Origin of the sequence: Streptomyces sp. NPDC051738, from assembly GCF_044453205.1 — a bacterium.
In the GTDB taxonomy this organism is placed as follows: domain Bacteria; phylum Actinomycetota; class Actinomycetes; order Streptomycetales; family Streptomycetaceae; genus Streptomyces.
In genome coordinates this window covers 74,562-89,710 of record NZ_JBITCM010000017.1, presented here as the reverse complement: position 1 = coordinate 89,710, position 15,149 = coordinate 74,562, and the positions used below count along the sequence as shown (strand labels likewise).

12 protein-coding genes and 1 riboswitch are annotated in these 15,149 nt (G+C 71.2%); of the genes, 9 read left to right on the top strand and 3 right to left on the bottom strand.

Going from position 1 to position 15,149, the window contains the following annotated elements:
- Positions 1-2: 2 nt before the first annotated feature.
- Positions 3-1,277: a cobalamin biosynthesis protein CobG gene (locus ACIA8X_RS33655; RefSeq protein ID WP_399459934.1), complete on the bottom strand. Its 1,275-nt coding sequence runs from the start codon at positions 1,275-1,277 to the stop codon at positions 3-5.
- A gap of 76 nt (positions 1,278-1,353) precedes the next feature.
- A riboswitch (cobalamin riboswitch) is annotated at positions 1,354-1,466 on the top strand.
- Between the two features lie 47 nt (positions 1,467-1,513).
- Between ACIA8X_RS33655 and cobN the strand changes: the two genes are divergently transcribed.
- Both cobN and ACIA8X_RS33645 read left to right on the top strand, forming a co-directional pair.
- Positions 1,514-5,107, top strand: a complete 3,594-nt coding sequence (gene cobN, locus ACIA8X_RS33650) for a cobaltochelatase subunit CobN (RefSeq protein ID WP_399459885.1) — start codon at positions 1,514-1,516, stop codon at positions 5,105-5,107.
- A 183-nt stretch (positions 5,108-5,290) separates the two neighbouring features.
- The gene (locus tag ACIA8X_RS33645) at positions 5,291-5,932 is read left to right on the top strand and encodes a superoxide dismutase (protein ID WP_393456769.1); all 642 of its coding nucleotides are present in this window, start codon (positions 5,291-5,293) and stop codon (positions 5,930-5,932) included.
- Between the two features lie 127 nt (positions 5,933-6,059).
- Here ACIA8X_RS33645 and ACIA8X_RS33640 read toward each other — a convergent pair whose 3' ends face one another.
- Together ACIA8X_RS33640 and nac are read right to left on the bottom strand one after the other, a co-directional pair.
- A complete protein-coding gene (locus tag ACIA8X_RS33640) occupies positions 6,060-7,037 on the bottom strand; it encodes a 2-hydroxyacid dehydrogenase (RefSeq protein WP_393456772.1) in 978 nt (325 codons plus the stop codon).
- Positions 7,038-7,138: 101 nt separating this feature from the next.
- The gene (gene nac / locus ACIA8X_RS33635) at positions 7,139-8,083 is read right to left on the bottom strand and encodes a nitrogen assimilation transcriptional regulator NAC (protein ID WP_393456775.1); all 945 of its coding nucleotides are present in this window, start codon (positions 8,081-8,083) and stop codon (positions 7,139-7,141) included.
- 263 nt (positions 8,084-8,346) lie between these two features.
- Here nac and ACIA8X_RS33630 point away from each other — a divergent pair, with 263 nt between their 5' ends.
- The 7 genes from ACIA8X_RS33630 (at position 8,347) to ACIA8X_RS33600 (ending at position 15,041) form a co-directional block, all read left to right on the top strand.
- A complete protein-coding gene (locus ACIA8X_RS33630) occupies positions 8,347-9,129 on the top strand; it encodes a LamB/YcsF family protein (protein ID WP_393456778.1) in 783 nt (260 codons plus the stop codon).
- 37 nt (positions 9,130-9,166) lie between these two features.
- Complete coding sequence (locus ACIA8X_RS33625; RefSeq protein WP_393456781.1) at positions 9,167-9,880, top strand: allophanate hydrolase subunit 1; 714 nt, start codon at positions 9,167-9,169, stop codon at positions 9,878-9,880.
- On the top strand, positions 9,873-10,883 hold the full coding sequence (locus tag ACIA8X_RS33620; RefSeq protein WP_393456784.1) for a biotin-dependent carboxyltransferase family protein: 1,011 nt from the start codon (positions 9,873-9,875) through the stop codon (positions 10,881-10,883). Before ACIA8X_RS33625 ends, ACIA8X_RS33620 begins: the two co-directional genes overlap by 8 nt.
- Positions 10,884-11,025: 142 nt before the next feature.
- Positions 11,026-12,336: an MFS transporter gene (locus tag ACIA8X_RS33615; RefSeq protein WP_393456787.1), complete on the top strand. Its 1,311-nt coding sequence runs from the start codon at positions 11,026-11,028 to the stop codon at positions 12,334-12,336.
- Positions 12,337-12,406: 70 nt separating this feature from the next.
- The gene (locus ACIA8X_RS33610; protein WP_399459883.1) at positions 12,407-13,150 is read left to right on the top strand and encodes an SDR family oxidoreductase; all 744 of its coding nucleotides are present in this window, start codon (positions 12,407-12,409) and stop codon (positions 13,148-13,150) included.
- Positions 13,151-13,154: 4 nt separating this feature from the next.
- Positions 13,155-14,354 (top strand): aspartate transaminase, encoded by a 1,200-nt coding sequence (locus tag ACIA8X_RS33605; protein ID WP_393456793.1) that lies wholly within the window; start codon positions 13,155-13,157, stop codon positions 14,352-14,354.
- Between the two features lie 9 nt (positions 14,355-14,363).
- The gene (locus tag ACIA8X_RS33600) at positions 14,364-15,041 is read left to right on the top strand and encodes a 4-carboxy-4-hydroxy-2-oxoadipate aldolase/oxaloacetate decarboxylase (RefSeq protein ID WP_393456796.1); all 678 of its coding nucleotides are present in this window, start codon (positions 14,364-14,366) and stop codon (positions 15,039-15,041) included.
- The last annotated feature ends 108 nt before the right edge of the window (positions 15,042-15,149 follow it).

The following is a 15,149-nucleotide window of genomic DNA, read 5'->3' as shown; positions in this document are numbered from 1 at the left end:
GCTCATGCGGTGATCGCCGCCAGGGCGGCGGCGAGTCGGAGGGGATGGTCCATGGTGGTGGTCCGGGGTTCCTGGCCGGCTACGGCGGTGGAGAGCAGGTAGCCGCCTCCCGGGGCGGCGACCACGTCGATCCGGTCACCGCGGGGATGCCCGCAACGGCGTTCGCACCCCGACCAGTACAGGGGGAGACCGCCCGGGCCGACCGCCTCGCGGGCCTCGGTCGCGTCGGCCTGTACGTCGGCCCGTGACTTGGCGCATCCGGGCCGGCCGATGCAGGCACCGATGAGCGGCCAGATGGAGCCGGGATCGGTGACGAGGCCGGCGGCGACGAGACGGGCCAGAGCCTCGACGGCCTGTGCTCGTGGTGTGGGAAGAACCACACCGCTCCACGGCGTGAGCCGCATCTCACCCTCGGCGGTGCCGATCAGCTCCCGCCACTGACGGCCGGTGAGGCGACCGAGGGGGACATGCACGGACAGACCGGTGCCGACGGCTCCGGGAGGCGGGCCGTCCGTACGGCCGGAGTCGCGGGCGCACCGCTCGTGCCCGATGCCCTCGTCCGCGAGGCGGCGCCCGACCAGATCGAGGAACTCGCCCTCGGGCAGCGCGAGTTCGTCCACGCGCCACACGCCCCGCGCCCTGTCCAGGAACGCCTCCGCGGCCACCAACGCGGCCCGCGGCGCCTCCTCGGCAGCGATCCGCAGCGCCTCCTCGGCCGACCCGAGGCCGAGTTCCGCGCCACCCTCCGCCGACGCCCGTACGGTCACGTCGGCACCGAGCCCGGCCACGTCCCCGCGCCCGTCGTCCAGCGCGAACAGGAAGCGTCCCGACAGCGCCCGCGCCGCCTCGCTCGCGCACAGCGCGGCGTCGAGGGCCGTCAGCCAGGGCCGTACGTCGAGCAGGCCCTGTCCGTCGAGGCCGGACAGGGGCGAGGCGACGATGTTCCGGACCCGTTCGTGCCCTCGGGACGGCAGCAGTCCGGCGGCGTCCAGCAGCTCGGCCAACTCGCCGCCGCAGCCGTCGCCCAGCCCTCGCACCTGCACATTGCCGCGCGAGGTCAGATGCAGCTCGCCGTCGCCCAGCCGCTCCGCCACATCGACGAGCGCCTGCGCCTGCGGCACGGTCAACACCCCGCCGGGAACCCGGATACGGGCCAGCGCGCCGTCGTCCGCCGCGTGCAGTCGCAGAGTCCCCGGGCAGGCGTCACCGCGGTCCCGTGTGGCCGCTGTGGCCTGGGACGATGAACGAAGGTCAGCCGTGGACATGGCGGCGAGCATACCTACCATCACACCCGGTGTATCCTCCGGCCTTTTCCCGGTCCCGGGACCCTTACGATGTCCTCGGCGGATCACCCGGTCCGCCATCGCCACGACGGCGACAGGGGAGGAAGCCCGGTGCGAATCCGGCGCGGTCCCGCCACTGTGAATCCGGCCACCAAGGGCCGGATGAGTCAGGAACTCCCGCCGTCCGACACCACCCGGGGCGCGGACACCCCGAGGAAGGCCGACGCCGCATGATCCTGCTCCTGTCGACGTCCGACACCGACCTGCTCAGCGCCCGAGCGGCGGCCGGCCCGGTGCCCTACCGCTTCGCCAATCCCTCCCGCCTCGTCCTCGACGACCTCCCCGCCCTCCTCGACGGCGTCGAACTGGTCGTCGTACGCCTCCTCGGCGGGCTGCGCGCCTGGGAGGACGGCCTCGACCTGCTGCTCGCCGACGGCCGCCCGGTCGTCGTCCTCACCGGTGAACAGGCCCCGGACGCCCAGCTGATGGCCGCCTCCACCGTCCCCATCGGTATCGCCGCCGAGTCCCACGCCTACCTCGCGCACGGCGGACCGGCCAACCTGGAGCAGCTCGCCCGCTTCCTCTCCGACACGGTCCTGCTGACCGGTCACGGCTTCGAGGCACCCGCTGCGGCGCCCACCTGGGGTCCGCTGGAGCGCACGGCCCGCGAGGACGTCCAGGGCCCGACCGTCGCCGTGCTCTACTACCGCGCCCACCACATGAGCGGCAACACCGCCTTCGTCGGCGCCCTGTGCGACGCGATCGAGGACGCGGGCGCCCGACCGCTGCCCCTGTACGTCGCCTCCCTGCGCGCCCCCGAGCCCGAGCTGATCGAGGCGCTGCGCGCAGCCGACGCCATCGTCACCACCGTCCTCGCCGCGGGCGGCACCAAGCCCGCCGAGGCGTCGGCGGGCGGCGACGACGAGTCCTGGGACGCGGGCGCGCTCACCGGGTTGGACGTCCCGATCCTCCAGGCCCTGTGCCTCACCGGATCGCGCTCGGCCTGGGAGGAGAACGACGAGGGCGTCTCGCCGCTGGATGCAGCCAGCCAGATCGCCGTACCCGAGTTCGACGGCCGCCTCATCACCGTCCCCTTCTCCTTCAAGGAGATCGACGAGGACGGCCTCCCGGCGTACGTCGCCGACCCGGAGCGCGCGGCCCGCGTCGCCGGAATCGCCGTACGCCACGCGCGACTTCGCCACATCCCCGCGGGTGACAAGCGCCTCGCGCTCGTGCTGTCCGCCTACCCGACCAAGCACTCCCGCATCGGCAACGCGGTGGGCCTGGACACCCCGGCCAGTGCGGTGGCCCTGCTGCGGCGCCTGCGTGACGAGGGCTACGACTTCGGCTCGGACGCCGAGGTGCCGGGCCTCGCCTCCGGCGACGGTGACGAGCTGATCCGCGCCCTCATCGAGGCCGGCGGCCACGACCAGGACTGGCTCACCGAGGAGCAGCTGGCACGCAACCCGATCCGCATCCCGGCGGCCGACTACCGTCGCTGGTACGCCACCCTCCCCGAGGAGCTGCGCACGGCCGTCGAGCAGCACTGGGGCCCGGCGCCCGGTGAGATGTTCGTCGACCGCAGCCGCAACCCGGAGGGCGACATCGTCCTTGCGGCCCTGCGCTTCGGCAACCTGCTGATCATCATCCAGCCGCCGCGCGGCTTCGGCGAGAACCCGATCGCGATCTACCACGACCCGGACCTCCCGCCCTCCCACCACTACCTCGCCGCCTACCGCTGGATCGCGGCCCGCGCCGAGGACGGCGGCTTCGGCGCCGACGCGATGATCCACCTCGGCAAGCACGGCAACCTGGAGTGGCTGCCCGGCAAGAACGCCGGCCTGTCCGCCGCCTGCGGCCCCGACGCGGCCCTCGGCGACCTCCCGCTGGTCTACCCGTTCCTCGTCAACGACCCCGGCGAGGGCACCCAGGCCAAGCGCCGCGTGCACGCCACCCTCGTCGACCACCTCGTGCCGCCGATGGCCCGCGCCGACTCCTACGGCGACATCGCGCGCCTGGAGCAACTCCTCGACGAATACGCCCAGATCAGCTCCATGGACCCGGCCAAGCTCCCGGCGATCCGCGCCCAGATCTGGACCCTCATCCAGGCGGCCAGGCTCGATCACGACCTCGGCCTGAACGACCGCCCGGAGGACGACGGCTTCGACGACTTCCTCCTCCACGTCGACGGCTGGCTCTGCGAGGTCAAGGACGCCCAGATCCGCGACGGTCTGCACGTCCTCGGCACCCCGCCACAGGGCGCGGACCACGTCAACCTCGTCCTCGCCATCCTCCGCGCCCGCCAGATCTGGGGCGGCGCCACCGCCCTGCCCGGCCTGCGCGAGGCCCTCGGCCTCGACGAGTCCGCCGCGACCCGCACGACGGCCGACGCGGCGGAGGAGAAGGCCCGCGCCCTGGTCCAGGCGATGGAGGACGCGGGCTGGGATCCGGCCGCCGTTCCCACCGGGCACGGCGAACAGGTCGCCGCCATCCTTCAGTTCGCGGCCCGCGAGGTCGTCCCGCGGCTGGCCGCGACCACGGACGAACTCGACCACACGGTCCACGCGCTGGAGGGCGGCTTCGTCCCGGCGGGCCCGTCCGGCTCCCCGCTGCGCGGCCTGGTCAACGTCCTGCCGACCGGCCGCAACTTCTACTCGGTCGACCCGAAGGCCGTCCCCTCCCGCCTCGCCTGGGAGACCGGCCAGGCCCTCGCGGACTCGCTGGTGGAGCGCTACCGCACCGACAACGGCGAGTGGCCCACGTCCGTCGGACTGTCGCTGTGGGGCACGAGCGCCATGCGCACGGCGGGCGACGACGTGGCGGAGGCTCTCGCCCTGCTCGGCGTCCGCCCGGTCTGGGACGACGCCTCCCGTCGCGTGACCGGCCTTGAGCCCATTCCGGCCGAGGAGCTGGGCCGCCCCCGCATCGACGTCACCCTGCGCATCTCGGGCTTCTTCCGGGACGCCTTCCCGCACACGATCGGCCTGCTGGACGACGCCGTACGCCTGGCCGCGTCGCTGGACGAACCGGCCGAGGCCAACCACGTACGCGCCCACGTCCAGGCGGACCTGGCGGCCCACGGCGACGAACGCCGCGCCACCACCCGTATCTTCGGCTCCCGCCCCGGCACGTACGGCGCCGGCCTGCTCCAGCTCATCGACTCCCGCGACTGGCGCACCGACGCCGACCTCGCCGAGGTCTACACGGTCTGGGGCGGCTACGCCTACGGCCGCGAACTCGACGGCCGCCCGGCCCGCGAGGAGATGGAGACGGCGTACAAGCGCATCGAGGTGGCCGCCAAGAACACGGACACCCGCGAGCACGACATCGCCGACTCCGACGACTACTTCCAGTACCACGGCGGCATGGTGGCCACCGTCCGCGCCCTGCGCGGCACTGCCCCCGAGGCGTACATCGGAGACTCGACCCGTCCCGAGACGGTCCGCACCCGCACCCTCGTCGAGGAGACGTCCCGCGTCTTCCGCGCGCGCGTGGTCAACCCCAAGTGGATCGAGGCGATGCGCCGCCACGGCTACAAGGGCGCCTTCGAACTCGCCGCCACCGTGGACTACTTGTTCGGCTACGACGCCACGACCGGCGTGGTCGCCGACTGGATGTACGACAAGCTCACCGAGGCCTACGTCCTGGACGAGACCAACCGTGAGTTCCTCCAGCAGGCCAACCCCTGGGCCCTGCACGGCATCGCCGAGCGGCTGCTGGAGGCGGAGTCGCGCGGGATGTGGGAGAAGCCGGACCCCGCGGTGCTGGAGGCGCTGCGGCAGGTGTACCTGGAGACCGAGGGGGACCTGGAGGGCGAGGGCTGACGGCCCTTCCGAGAGCTGACTGCGGGGCGACGTCCGTTGAGGACGTCGCCCCGCGGCATTTCCGCACCGCTTCCTCCGCGACACGGCCGAGGTCCTAGGTCCAAGGCCTGATCGCTAAGCTGTCGCTCCTACTGTTAGCGTGTAGTTGCATATCACTCGCAATAACGTCGGAGGACGTTGGACATGGCGGTTTACACGCTCCCGGAGCTTCCGTACGACTACTCGGCGCTCGCGCCCGTGATCAGCCCCGAGATCATCGAGCTGCACCACGACAAGCACCACGCGGCGTACGTGAAAGGTGCGAACGACACGCTGGAGCAGCTCGCCGAGGCGCGGGACAAGGAGACGTGGGGCTCGATCAACGGCCTGGAGAAGAACCTGGCCTTCCACCTCTCCGGCCACATCCTGCACTCGATCTACTGGCAGAACATGACCGGCGACGGCGGCGGCGAGCCCCTGGAGAAGGACGGCGTGGGCGAACTCGCGGACGCCATCGCCGAGTCCTTCGGTTCTTTCGCGGGCTTCAAGGCGCAGCTGACCAAGGCGTCGGCCACGACCCAGGGTTCGGGCTGGGGTGTGCTGGCGTACGAGCCGCTGAGCGGCCGGCTGATCGTCGAGCAGGTCTACGACCACCAGGGCAACGTCGGCCAGGGCTCGACCCCGATCCTGGTCTTCGACGCCTGGGAGCACGCCTTCTACCTGCAGTACAGGAACCAGAAGGTCGACTTCATCGACGCCATGTGGGCCGTCGTCAACTGGCAGGACGTGGCCAAGCGCTACGCCGCCGCCAAGGAGCGTGGCGACAGCCTGCTCCTCGCGCCGTGACGGCGTAGCACCCAGATGTCCTGCTCGTGATCGTCTTCTCAACCTTCACCGGCAGGCAGCAGGACGAAGGGCTCCCGCAAGGACGTGACTTGTGGGGGCCCTTCTGCATGCGCCAGGCATCGGTCACCTATCGTGCGCCGCCGGGAAGAGGCGTGCGGGCCGGGCGGCCGGCGAGAACGTCGAGGATGTTGTCGACGGCCAGGTCGACCATGGCGGCCCGGGTGGACTCGGTCGCCGATCCGATGTGCGGCAGCGTGACGATGTGCGGTTCCGCCACCAGCGGGGACAGCTCCGCGCCCATGGGTTCGCGTTCGTAGACGTCGAGCCCGGCGGAGTGCAGGCGCCCCTCCCGCACGGCCTTCAGCAGCGCCTCCTCGTCCACGACACCGCCGCGCGCGGTGCTGACGAGCGTGGCCGTGGGCTTCATCGCGTCCAGTTCGCGCGCCGATATGAGGTGCCGGGTCTCGTCGGTGAGCGGCACGTGCAGCGAGACGACGTCGGAGTCGGCCAGCAGCCCGGCCAGGCTCACCGGGGTCGACAGGGTGTCGTCGGGGGTGTGGGAGGCGTACGGGTCGTGGTGGAGTACGCGCATACCGAAGCCGTGGGCCCGGCGGGCCACCGCGCGGCCGATCTGGCCGTAGCCGATCAGGCCGAGGGTGGCTCCGTGGACGTCCAGGCCGAGGTAGTCGTGCATCCGGAACACGTCCCAGGCGCCTGCGCCGAGGCTCGCCGAAGCGGAGGCGAGCCGGCGGCGGGCGGCGAGAATCAGCGCGAAGGTGAGGTCGGCGGTGGTCTCCGCCAGCACCCCGGGGGTGTGGGTGACGACGATGCCGCGCTCCGCCGCCGCGGCCCGGTCGACGTTGTCGAAGCCCATGCTGGCCAGCGCGACGACCTGCAGAGAGGGGCCGGCGGCGTCCATGAGAGCGCCGTCGACCGGGTCGTTGCCCAGCGCCAGGACGCCGCTCGCGCCGGCCGCGAGCGCGGCGAGGTCCGACGGGCCGGGCTTGTCGGACCCGGACCAGGCCACCACGTCCGCCGCCGCGGAGAGGCGGTCCAAGCCGTGGCCGGGCAGGTTGTCACGGGTCGCGAGCACGCGCTTCTTCACTCATGTCTCCAGTGCAGCGAATTCCGCAGCCGATTAGCAGCTGATTTCGCAGCAAGCTAGCCGCGACACGCACCGGAAACAAATAGGGCTTTCGTGTGACGCTATTGCGGATCCTTATCGCCGCCCGGCGGCTGCTCGTCGGGCGGCCCGTCATAAGTGGTGATGAGTTCCAGGAACAGATCATGCACCGCCAGGGCGGGCTCGGAGAGGGGCTGATTGTCCGAGGTCACCAAGGACAGCTTGACCTGGATCACGGGATTCACGATGCGGCGCACGGGCAGCGAGCCGACGTCGAGGATCGCGCGCGCCGCCGACCACGGCAGGACGGTGGCACCGAGGTCGGCCTCCACGGCGTGCACCAGGGTGAGCGCCGACTCGACCTCGCCGACCACGTTCGGCTGGAGCGACGCCTGCTGGAAGGCGGCGTCCACCACCTGCCGGATCGTGTGGATCCGGCTGGGCAGCAGCAGCGGCACGCCCTTGAGGTCCTCCAGGCTCACCTCGCCCCCGCCCGCCGGGGCCGCCGCGCCGGGAGCGCCGATCAGGAACAGGTCCTCCGTGCGCAGCGGCTCGAACTGCACGCCCCGCAGCGGGCCGGCGCCGTAGATGAACGCCATGTCCATGCGGCCGGTCATGATCGCCTCGCTGATCACGCCGCCGAAGTTCTCGTTGATGTGCAGCAAGATCTCCGGGTAGCGCTCCCGCACGCTCTTGAGCAGCGGCAACGCGAGGGCGGCGCCCAGGCTGTACGGCGCGAGCCCCACCGAGACACTGCCGGCCGGAGCCCGTCCGGAGACCTCGACGGCCGCGTGCGCGAGGTCCACCTGGCGCAGGATGAGCTGGGCGTGCCGGTACAGCGCGCGACCCGCCTCGGTCGGGGCGACCCCGCGCTTGCTGCGGATCAGCAGTTGCTGCCCGAACTGTGCCTCCAGCGCGGACAGCTGCTGGCTGAGCGCGGGCTGCGCGATGTGCAGGATGTCGGCCGCGCGCGTGATGCTCCCCGCATCGACGATCTTGATGAAGGAGTACAGCCGCCTGGTGTCCATGCAGGGCCTTCCCATGAGCGGAGCCTCATCGTAGGGCCCGGGCTATGAGCCTCGTCATAACCGTTCGTGATAACGCCAAACCGAACGCGTATTGGCGGCCGGGCGAGCAGGGGATTAAGTTGTGCGGAACCAGCACGCCGGAACACCCCCCGGAAACGCAGAAGAGAAACAGCTTCCGGAATTCCGAGCCCTCCGCTCCTTCTTTCCCGCCTTTCTCGCCTTCGTTTCTTCATCTTCTTCGTTTCCTTCTCCCGGAGGACGTCATGCCTCATACGGTTGATCTCGTCGCCGATCTCGGTGAGGGATTCGGCGCCTACACGATGGGCGACGACGAAGCCCTCCTGGAGTTGCTGACATCGGCCAATGTCGCCTGCGGTTTCCACGCCGGTGACCCGCGCATCATGGACGCCACGGTGCGGCGCTGCGTCGAGCGGCAGGTGGCCGTGGGCGCCCATCCCAGCTTTCCCGACCTGGTCGGTTTCGGCCGCCGTGCGATGGATCTCACGCCGGAGGAGGTCCGTACCGATGTGCTCTACCAGGTCGGCGCGCTCCAGGCCTTCGCCGTCGCGCACGGCACCCGGGTGCGTCATGTCGCCCCGCACGGGCGCCTGGGCAACCTGGTCGCCGTACGCCCCGACTACGCCCGCGCCGTGGTGGAGGCCGTCGCCTCGCTGGACGAGTCGCTGATCGTCCTCGCGCAGGACGGCGAACTCGCCGACGCCGCCCGCGCCCGCGGACTGCGCGTGGGCATCGTCGGCATCGCCGACCGCGCCTACCGTGAGGACGGGACCCTCGTCCCGCGCTCCGAGCCTGGCGCGGTGATCCACGACCCGGACGAGATCGCCCGGCGGACGCTTCGGATGGTCACCGAGGGCGTCATCCGCAGCGTCGACGGCAAGGACGTCCCGGTCACCTGCGACACCGTCCTGCTGCACGGGGACACACCCGGGGCGATCGCACTCGCCGGCCGCGTCCGCGAACAACTCCTCGCCGCCGACGTGAAGATCACCGCTCTTGAGGACGTGCTGAGCGGCAAGGGCGTATGAGATGGCGAGGGACTGTGGGACGCGCGAGGCGCCCGACATGACGGGCAACGTCGCGATCACGGACTGCGGTGACTCCGCCCTGATCGCCAAGGCCGTGGGCATGGCCGCCGAGGAGGCCTGGCGGCTGGTGCACGCCCTCGCCGACGCGCTGGACGCCGTCCAGCTCACCGGTGTCCACGGCGTCGTGGCCACGTACGACGCGCTGCTGGTGGAGTTCGACTGCGCCGGCACGGACCATGACACCGTCAGGCGCGTCCTGTGGCACGAAGCCGCCCGTCTCCGTCCGGGCTCCGCGCGGCAGGCTCCCTCCCGGCGCTTCGTCGTCCCCGTCGTCTACGGCGGGGAGTACGGGCCCGACCTCCCCGAGGTCGCCGCACAACTCGGCCTGGAGGAGAGCGAGGTCATCGCCCTCCACTGCGGAGCGGACCTCACCGTGCGCTGCCTGGGCGCGCCCGCCGGGGCACCCATGATGGACGGGCCCGCCTTCCCCCGGCCGGTACCGCGCCTGGCATCGCCCCGCACCCGCGTCGACCCCGGTTCGGTCGCCGTCGCCGGCCGGCAGGCGGTGATCTGCCCGATGCCCTCACCCGGCGGCTGGCCCCTCCTCGGCCGCACCCCGGTGCGCGTCCTCGACCTGCACAGCGACCCGCTCACCGCCTACCAGCCCGGCGACACCTTCCGCTTCGTACCCATCACGCCCGAGCAGTGGGACGACTATCCGGACACCCCGCTGGCGGCCTGCCATGGCTGACACCCTGACGATCCGCACCGCGGGCATCACCACCGTGCAGGACCTCGGCCGCGTCGGCCGCGCCCGCTACGGACTGCCCGCCAACGGGGCCGCCGACCAGCACTCGGCGCGGGTCGCCAACGTCCTGTGCGGCAACGACGAACGAGCCCCGCTGCTGGAGATCACGGCCCTCGACTTCGCCTGCGTCCCGTCCGGCGACATCCTCATCGCCGTGACCGGGGCACCCGCCGACGTGATCGTCGACGGAGTCGTCCGCCCGCAGTGGGAACCGGTGTCGGTACGCGCCGGGGAGACCGTCCGCGTCACCGGTATCCGGCAGGGGCTGCGCGCCTATCTCGCGGTGCTCGGCTCGTTCGAGGCCGAGTACCTCCAGGGCAGTTGCGCCCCGGACACGATCCTGGGCTTCGGGCCCGCCCTGCGCGACGGCGACGAACTCGCCCTGCGCACGGGCTGTCCGCCCATCGACCACCCCTACTCCCGGATCCCGCTGTTCCGCCTGCACGCCCCCGTCCCCGGTTTCCCCACCGCTACCGCTTCCGCCCCCACCACCGCCTGGACCATCGACGTCACCGACGGCCCCGACCGGGCCGAGTTCGGAGACACGGCCGCCCGCCTCTTCGGCGCCCCCTTCACCGTCAGCCCGCAGAGCAACCACATCGGACTGCGGCTGCGCGGCGACGTCCCCCGCCGGGTCTCCCAGGGCGAGGTGCTCTCCCGAGGCGTGCCGATCGGGGCCGTCGAAGTACCGGCCGGGGACGAACTCCTCGTCCTGCACCGCGGCCGCGGCGTCACGGCCGGCTACCCCGTCCTCGCCGTGGTCACCGCCACCGGCCTGTCCGCGCTCGGCCAGGTCCGCCCGGGGCAGACCATCCACTTCCGGCACCGCACCGTCGACCAGGCGGTCAACGCGTACCGCGCGCAGCGCAACGCCATCGACTTACTGAGAACCCGCGTGCGCACGACGTTCGAGGCGCTCGACATCCCCGTACCCGACGCCACCTGATCTCGGCGCGCCCCCTCCGCCCGCCGCGCGAAGCCGCCGTACCCGAGACCCGCCCGCACGGCACCCGCTCCACCCCGCCCAGCCCCCGCCCGCACGGAGCCGAACGCCCTTCATCCCACGCCCGCTCCAGACAGGAGACGCCATGAGCACCATGGCCGCTCAGTCGGTACCCAACACCGTCGACCCGAGAACAGCCCGTAAGGTCACCCTCGCCGGATGCGTCGGCATCTTCGCCGAGCTCTACGACAACGGCATCTTCGGCTTCATGGCGGGCACGCTCGCCGCCGTCTTCTTCCCCGGCTCCGACAACGCCATCCAGCTGGTCTTCCTCGGCTACGCCGTCTCCTTCTTCTTCCGCCCCCTCGGCGGCGTCATCTGCGGCCACCTCGGCGACCGCATCGGACGCCAGCGGATGCTGGTCTTCGTCATCCTGCTCATCAGCGTCGCCACCGCCGCCATCGGCCTCCTGCCCACCTACGCCAGCATCGGCGTCGCCGCGCCCGTGCTGCTGATCCTGCTGCGCGTCGCCCAGGGCTTCTCCGTCGGCGGCGAGGCGTCCGGCGCGATGAGCTTCCTCGCCGAGCACGCCCCGGAGGGCAAGCGCGGCCTCTACACCAGCTACGCCCAGATAGCCTCCTTCCTCTCCCTGCTCACCGGCACCCTGATCGCCGCCGCCATGACCAGCGGGCTCGGCGCCGAGCGCATGGAGTCCTGGGGCTGGCGCATCCCGTTCCTGCTCGCCGTGCCGCTCGGCATCACCGGCATCTACATCCGCAAGCGCATCAGCGACACCCCCAACTTCACGCGCCTGCAAGAAGAGGGCGGCCTGTCCAAGAACCCCCTCAAGGAGGCCTTCACCTCGCCCGAGCACCGCCGCGCCATGCTCCTGGCCCTGTTCATCCCCCTGATGAACGGCTCCGGTTACTACGTCCTGTTCAGCTACATGCCCACCTTCATGAGCAACGAGCTGAACTTCGGCAAGGTCCAGGGCCTCCTCGTCACCGCGTCCAGCCTGGTCGCGATCTGTATCGCCATCCCCTACATGGGGAGGCTGTCGGACCGGATCGGCCGCAAGAAGGTCATCGCCGGCGCCGCGATCGCCATGGCCGTGGTCGGCATCCCCTGTTACCTCCTGATCGGCACCGGCAACGTCGCCCTCGCGGTCCTCGGCGCCTGTCTCATGGCGGTCGTGTTCGCGGGACACACCGGCGTCATCCACATCCTGCTCGTCGAGCTCTTCCCGACCCGCGTGCGCTACTCCGCCTACGGCCTCGGCTACAACGTCTCCGCCGCCCTGTTCGGCGGCACGGCCCCGCTGCTGATGACGTACCTGATCGACCGCACCGGCAACGTCAACATGCCGGCGTTCTACGCCGTCCTCACCGCCCTCGGCACGCTCATCGCGGTCAGCCGGGTGAAGGACCGCGCGCACCTCCCCCTGCGCGACGCCTGACAGCCACGAACAACCGCGTACACCCGCACGGCAACCAACCCCCCACCCCCACCCTGAGGAGCACCCCACCATGCCCATCTCCGACTACAGGACGGCCCTCGTCACCGGGGCGTCGACCGGCATCGGAGCCGTCGTCGTCGAACGACTCGCCAAGCAGGGCCTGGAGGTCCACGCCCTGGCCCGCAACGCCGAACGGCTCGACGCCCTCGCCCGCACCACCGGCTGTGTCCCGCACGCCGTCGACATCACCGACACCGACGCCCTGACCGCCGTACTGGACGGCCTGGAGATCGACGTCCTCGTCAACAACGCGGGCGTCTCGCGCACCGGCAACATCCTCACCGCCGACGAGTTCGCCGTCGACGAGCAGATCGCCGTCAACATCCAGGCGGTCCTGCACCTGGTCCGGCTGCTCATGCCCGGCATGGTCGAGCGCGACCTCGGCCACATCGTCAACATCAGCTCCATCGCCGGCGTCTACAACTTCGGCGGCAACACGATCTACCACGCCACGAAGGCCGCGGTGCACACCCTCTCCCGCCAGCTGCGCGTCGACGGCTACGGCCGCCGGATCCGCGTCACCGAGATCTGCCCCGGCCGCGTGGAGACGGAGATCTTCGGCCGGCTGCTCGGCGACATGGAGGAGGCCCAGCGGCAGTTCTACGACGGCTACGAGTCCCTCAAGCCCGAGGACATCGCCGACGCCATCGAGTTCGCCGTCGGCTCGCCCCGGCACGTCAACATCGGCCACATCGAGATCCTGCCCACCTTCCAGGTCCCCGGCGGCCTGAACTTCGAGCGCAGGGAGGGCTGAGCGCATGAGTACGGCAGCGCGCGTACGCCGTATCAACCCCTCGCCCAGCACCGCCGCGGCGCAGCGCGTGCGCGAACTCAAGAACCAGGGGCACACGATCCTCGACCTGACCGTGGGCGAGCCCGACTTCGACACCCCGGACCACGTCAAGGCCGCCGCGATCGAGGCGATCCGGGCCGGGGAGACCAAGTACACCCCCGTGAACGGCACACCACGACTGCGGGCCGCGATCGCGGAGAAGGTCCGCCGACGCCACGGGCTGACCGTCACCGACCCCCGGATCACGGTCGGCGGCGGAGCCAAGCAGGTCATCTTCCTCGCCCTGATGGCCACCCTGGACGAGGGCGACGAGGTCGTGATCCCGGCGCCGTACTGGGTGTCGTATCCCGACATGGTCCTCGCCAACGACGGCACCCCCGTCATCGTCGACTGCCCCGAGTCGGACGGCTTCAAGCTGACCCCGGCACGCCTGCGCGCGGCGCTCACCGAACGGACACGCTGGGTCGTGCTCAACACGCCCGGCAACCCGACCGGAGCCGCCTACACACCCGCCGAACTGCAGGCGCTCGCCGAGGTGTTGCTGGAACACCCGCAGGTGCGGGTCCTCACCGACGAGATCTACGACGAGATCTGGTACGGCGACGAGGACGCCCCGTCGCTCGCGGCCGTCGAACCCCGCCTGGCCGACCGGGTGTTCCTCACCAACGGCGTGTCCAAGACGTACGCCATGACCGGGTGGCGCATCGGCTACGGGGTGGGCCCGGCGGACCTGGTGACCGCGATCAACACCCTGCAGTCCCAGATCTCCTCCTGCCCGTCCTCCGTCAGCCAGGCCGCGGCGGCCGTGGCGCTCACCGGGCCGCAGGACTTCGTGGGGGAGACCGTACGGGTCTACCGCGGGCGCCGCGACGCCACCGTGAAGCTCCTCAACGACGTCCCGGAACTGAGCTGCACCACGCCCGACGGCGGCTTCTACCTCCTGGTCAACTGCCGGGCGGCCATAGGGCGGTTCACCCCGTCAGGAGCCCGGATCGAGAGCGACGAGGACTTCGCCCGCCACCTCCTGGACGCCCAGCAGGTGGCCGTGATCCATGGCTCCGCCTACGGCGCGCCCGGCTACTTCCGCATCTCGTTCGCCACGTCCACGGACGTCCTGACCGAGGCGTGCGCGCGCATCGCGACGGTGTGCGCCGCCCTGTCCTGAAAGGCCACCATGATCCGCGTCAACACCAAGTTCGACCGCCCGGACCCCGAGGTCGTCGAGCAGCTCAGCGCCTACTCCTCGGCCACCATCCACGAGGCACAGGGCCGCCTCGGAGCCCTGGAGTCGGCCATCAAGCCGGTCGACCACCGGATGTCCCTGTGCGGCCCCGCGTTCACCGTCCAGTGCGCGCCGCGCGACAACCTGATGCTCCAGACCGCCATCGCCTACGCCCGCCCGGGCGACGTCGTCGTCGTCTCCGCCGGCGCCTACGAGGAGGCGGGCTCGTTCGGGGACGTCCTCGCCAACGCCTGCCAGTCCAAGGGCCTCGGCGGCCTGATCACCGACACGGGGGTCCGGGACACCGAGGACCTGCGCGCCCTGGGCTTCCCGGTCTTCTCACGCAGCGTCTCCATCAAGGGCACGGTCAAGGAGACCGTCGGACCGATGTGCGAACCGGTCACCGTCGGCGGGGTGCTCGTCCGGCCGGGCGACGTGATGCGGGCCGACGCGGACGGTGTGGTCGTCGTGCGCCGGGAGGACGCGGCGGACGTGGTCACCGCGTCGCAGGAGAGGGTCGACGCCGAGGCGGGCTACATCGCCGCCTACCGGGCGGGCAAGTCCGTCATCGAGATGTGCGACCTCGCGCCGCTGTTGGCGTCGAAAGGGCTGGTGATCGAGGACGACTGACGCCTACCGAGGGTGAACCTGAGGCACAGTGATCCGGCGCGTCTGAGAATATATTGGGACTTTTCCCATTAATCTCTGCTCACTGTACGAAGTCGATCTTCCACGGAT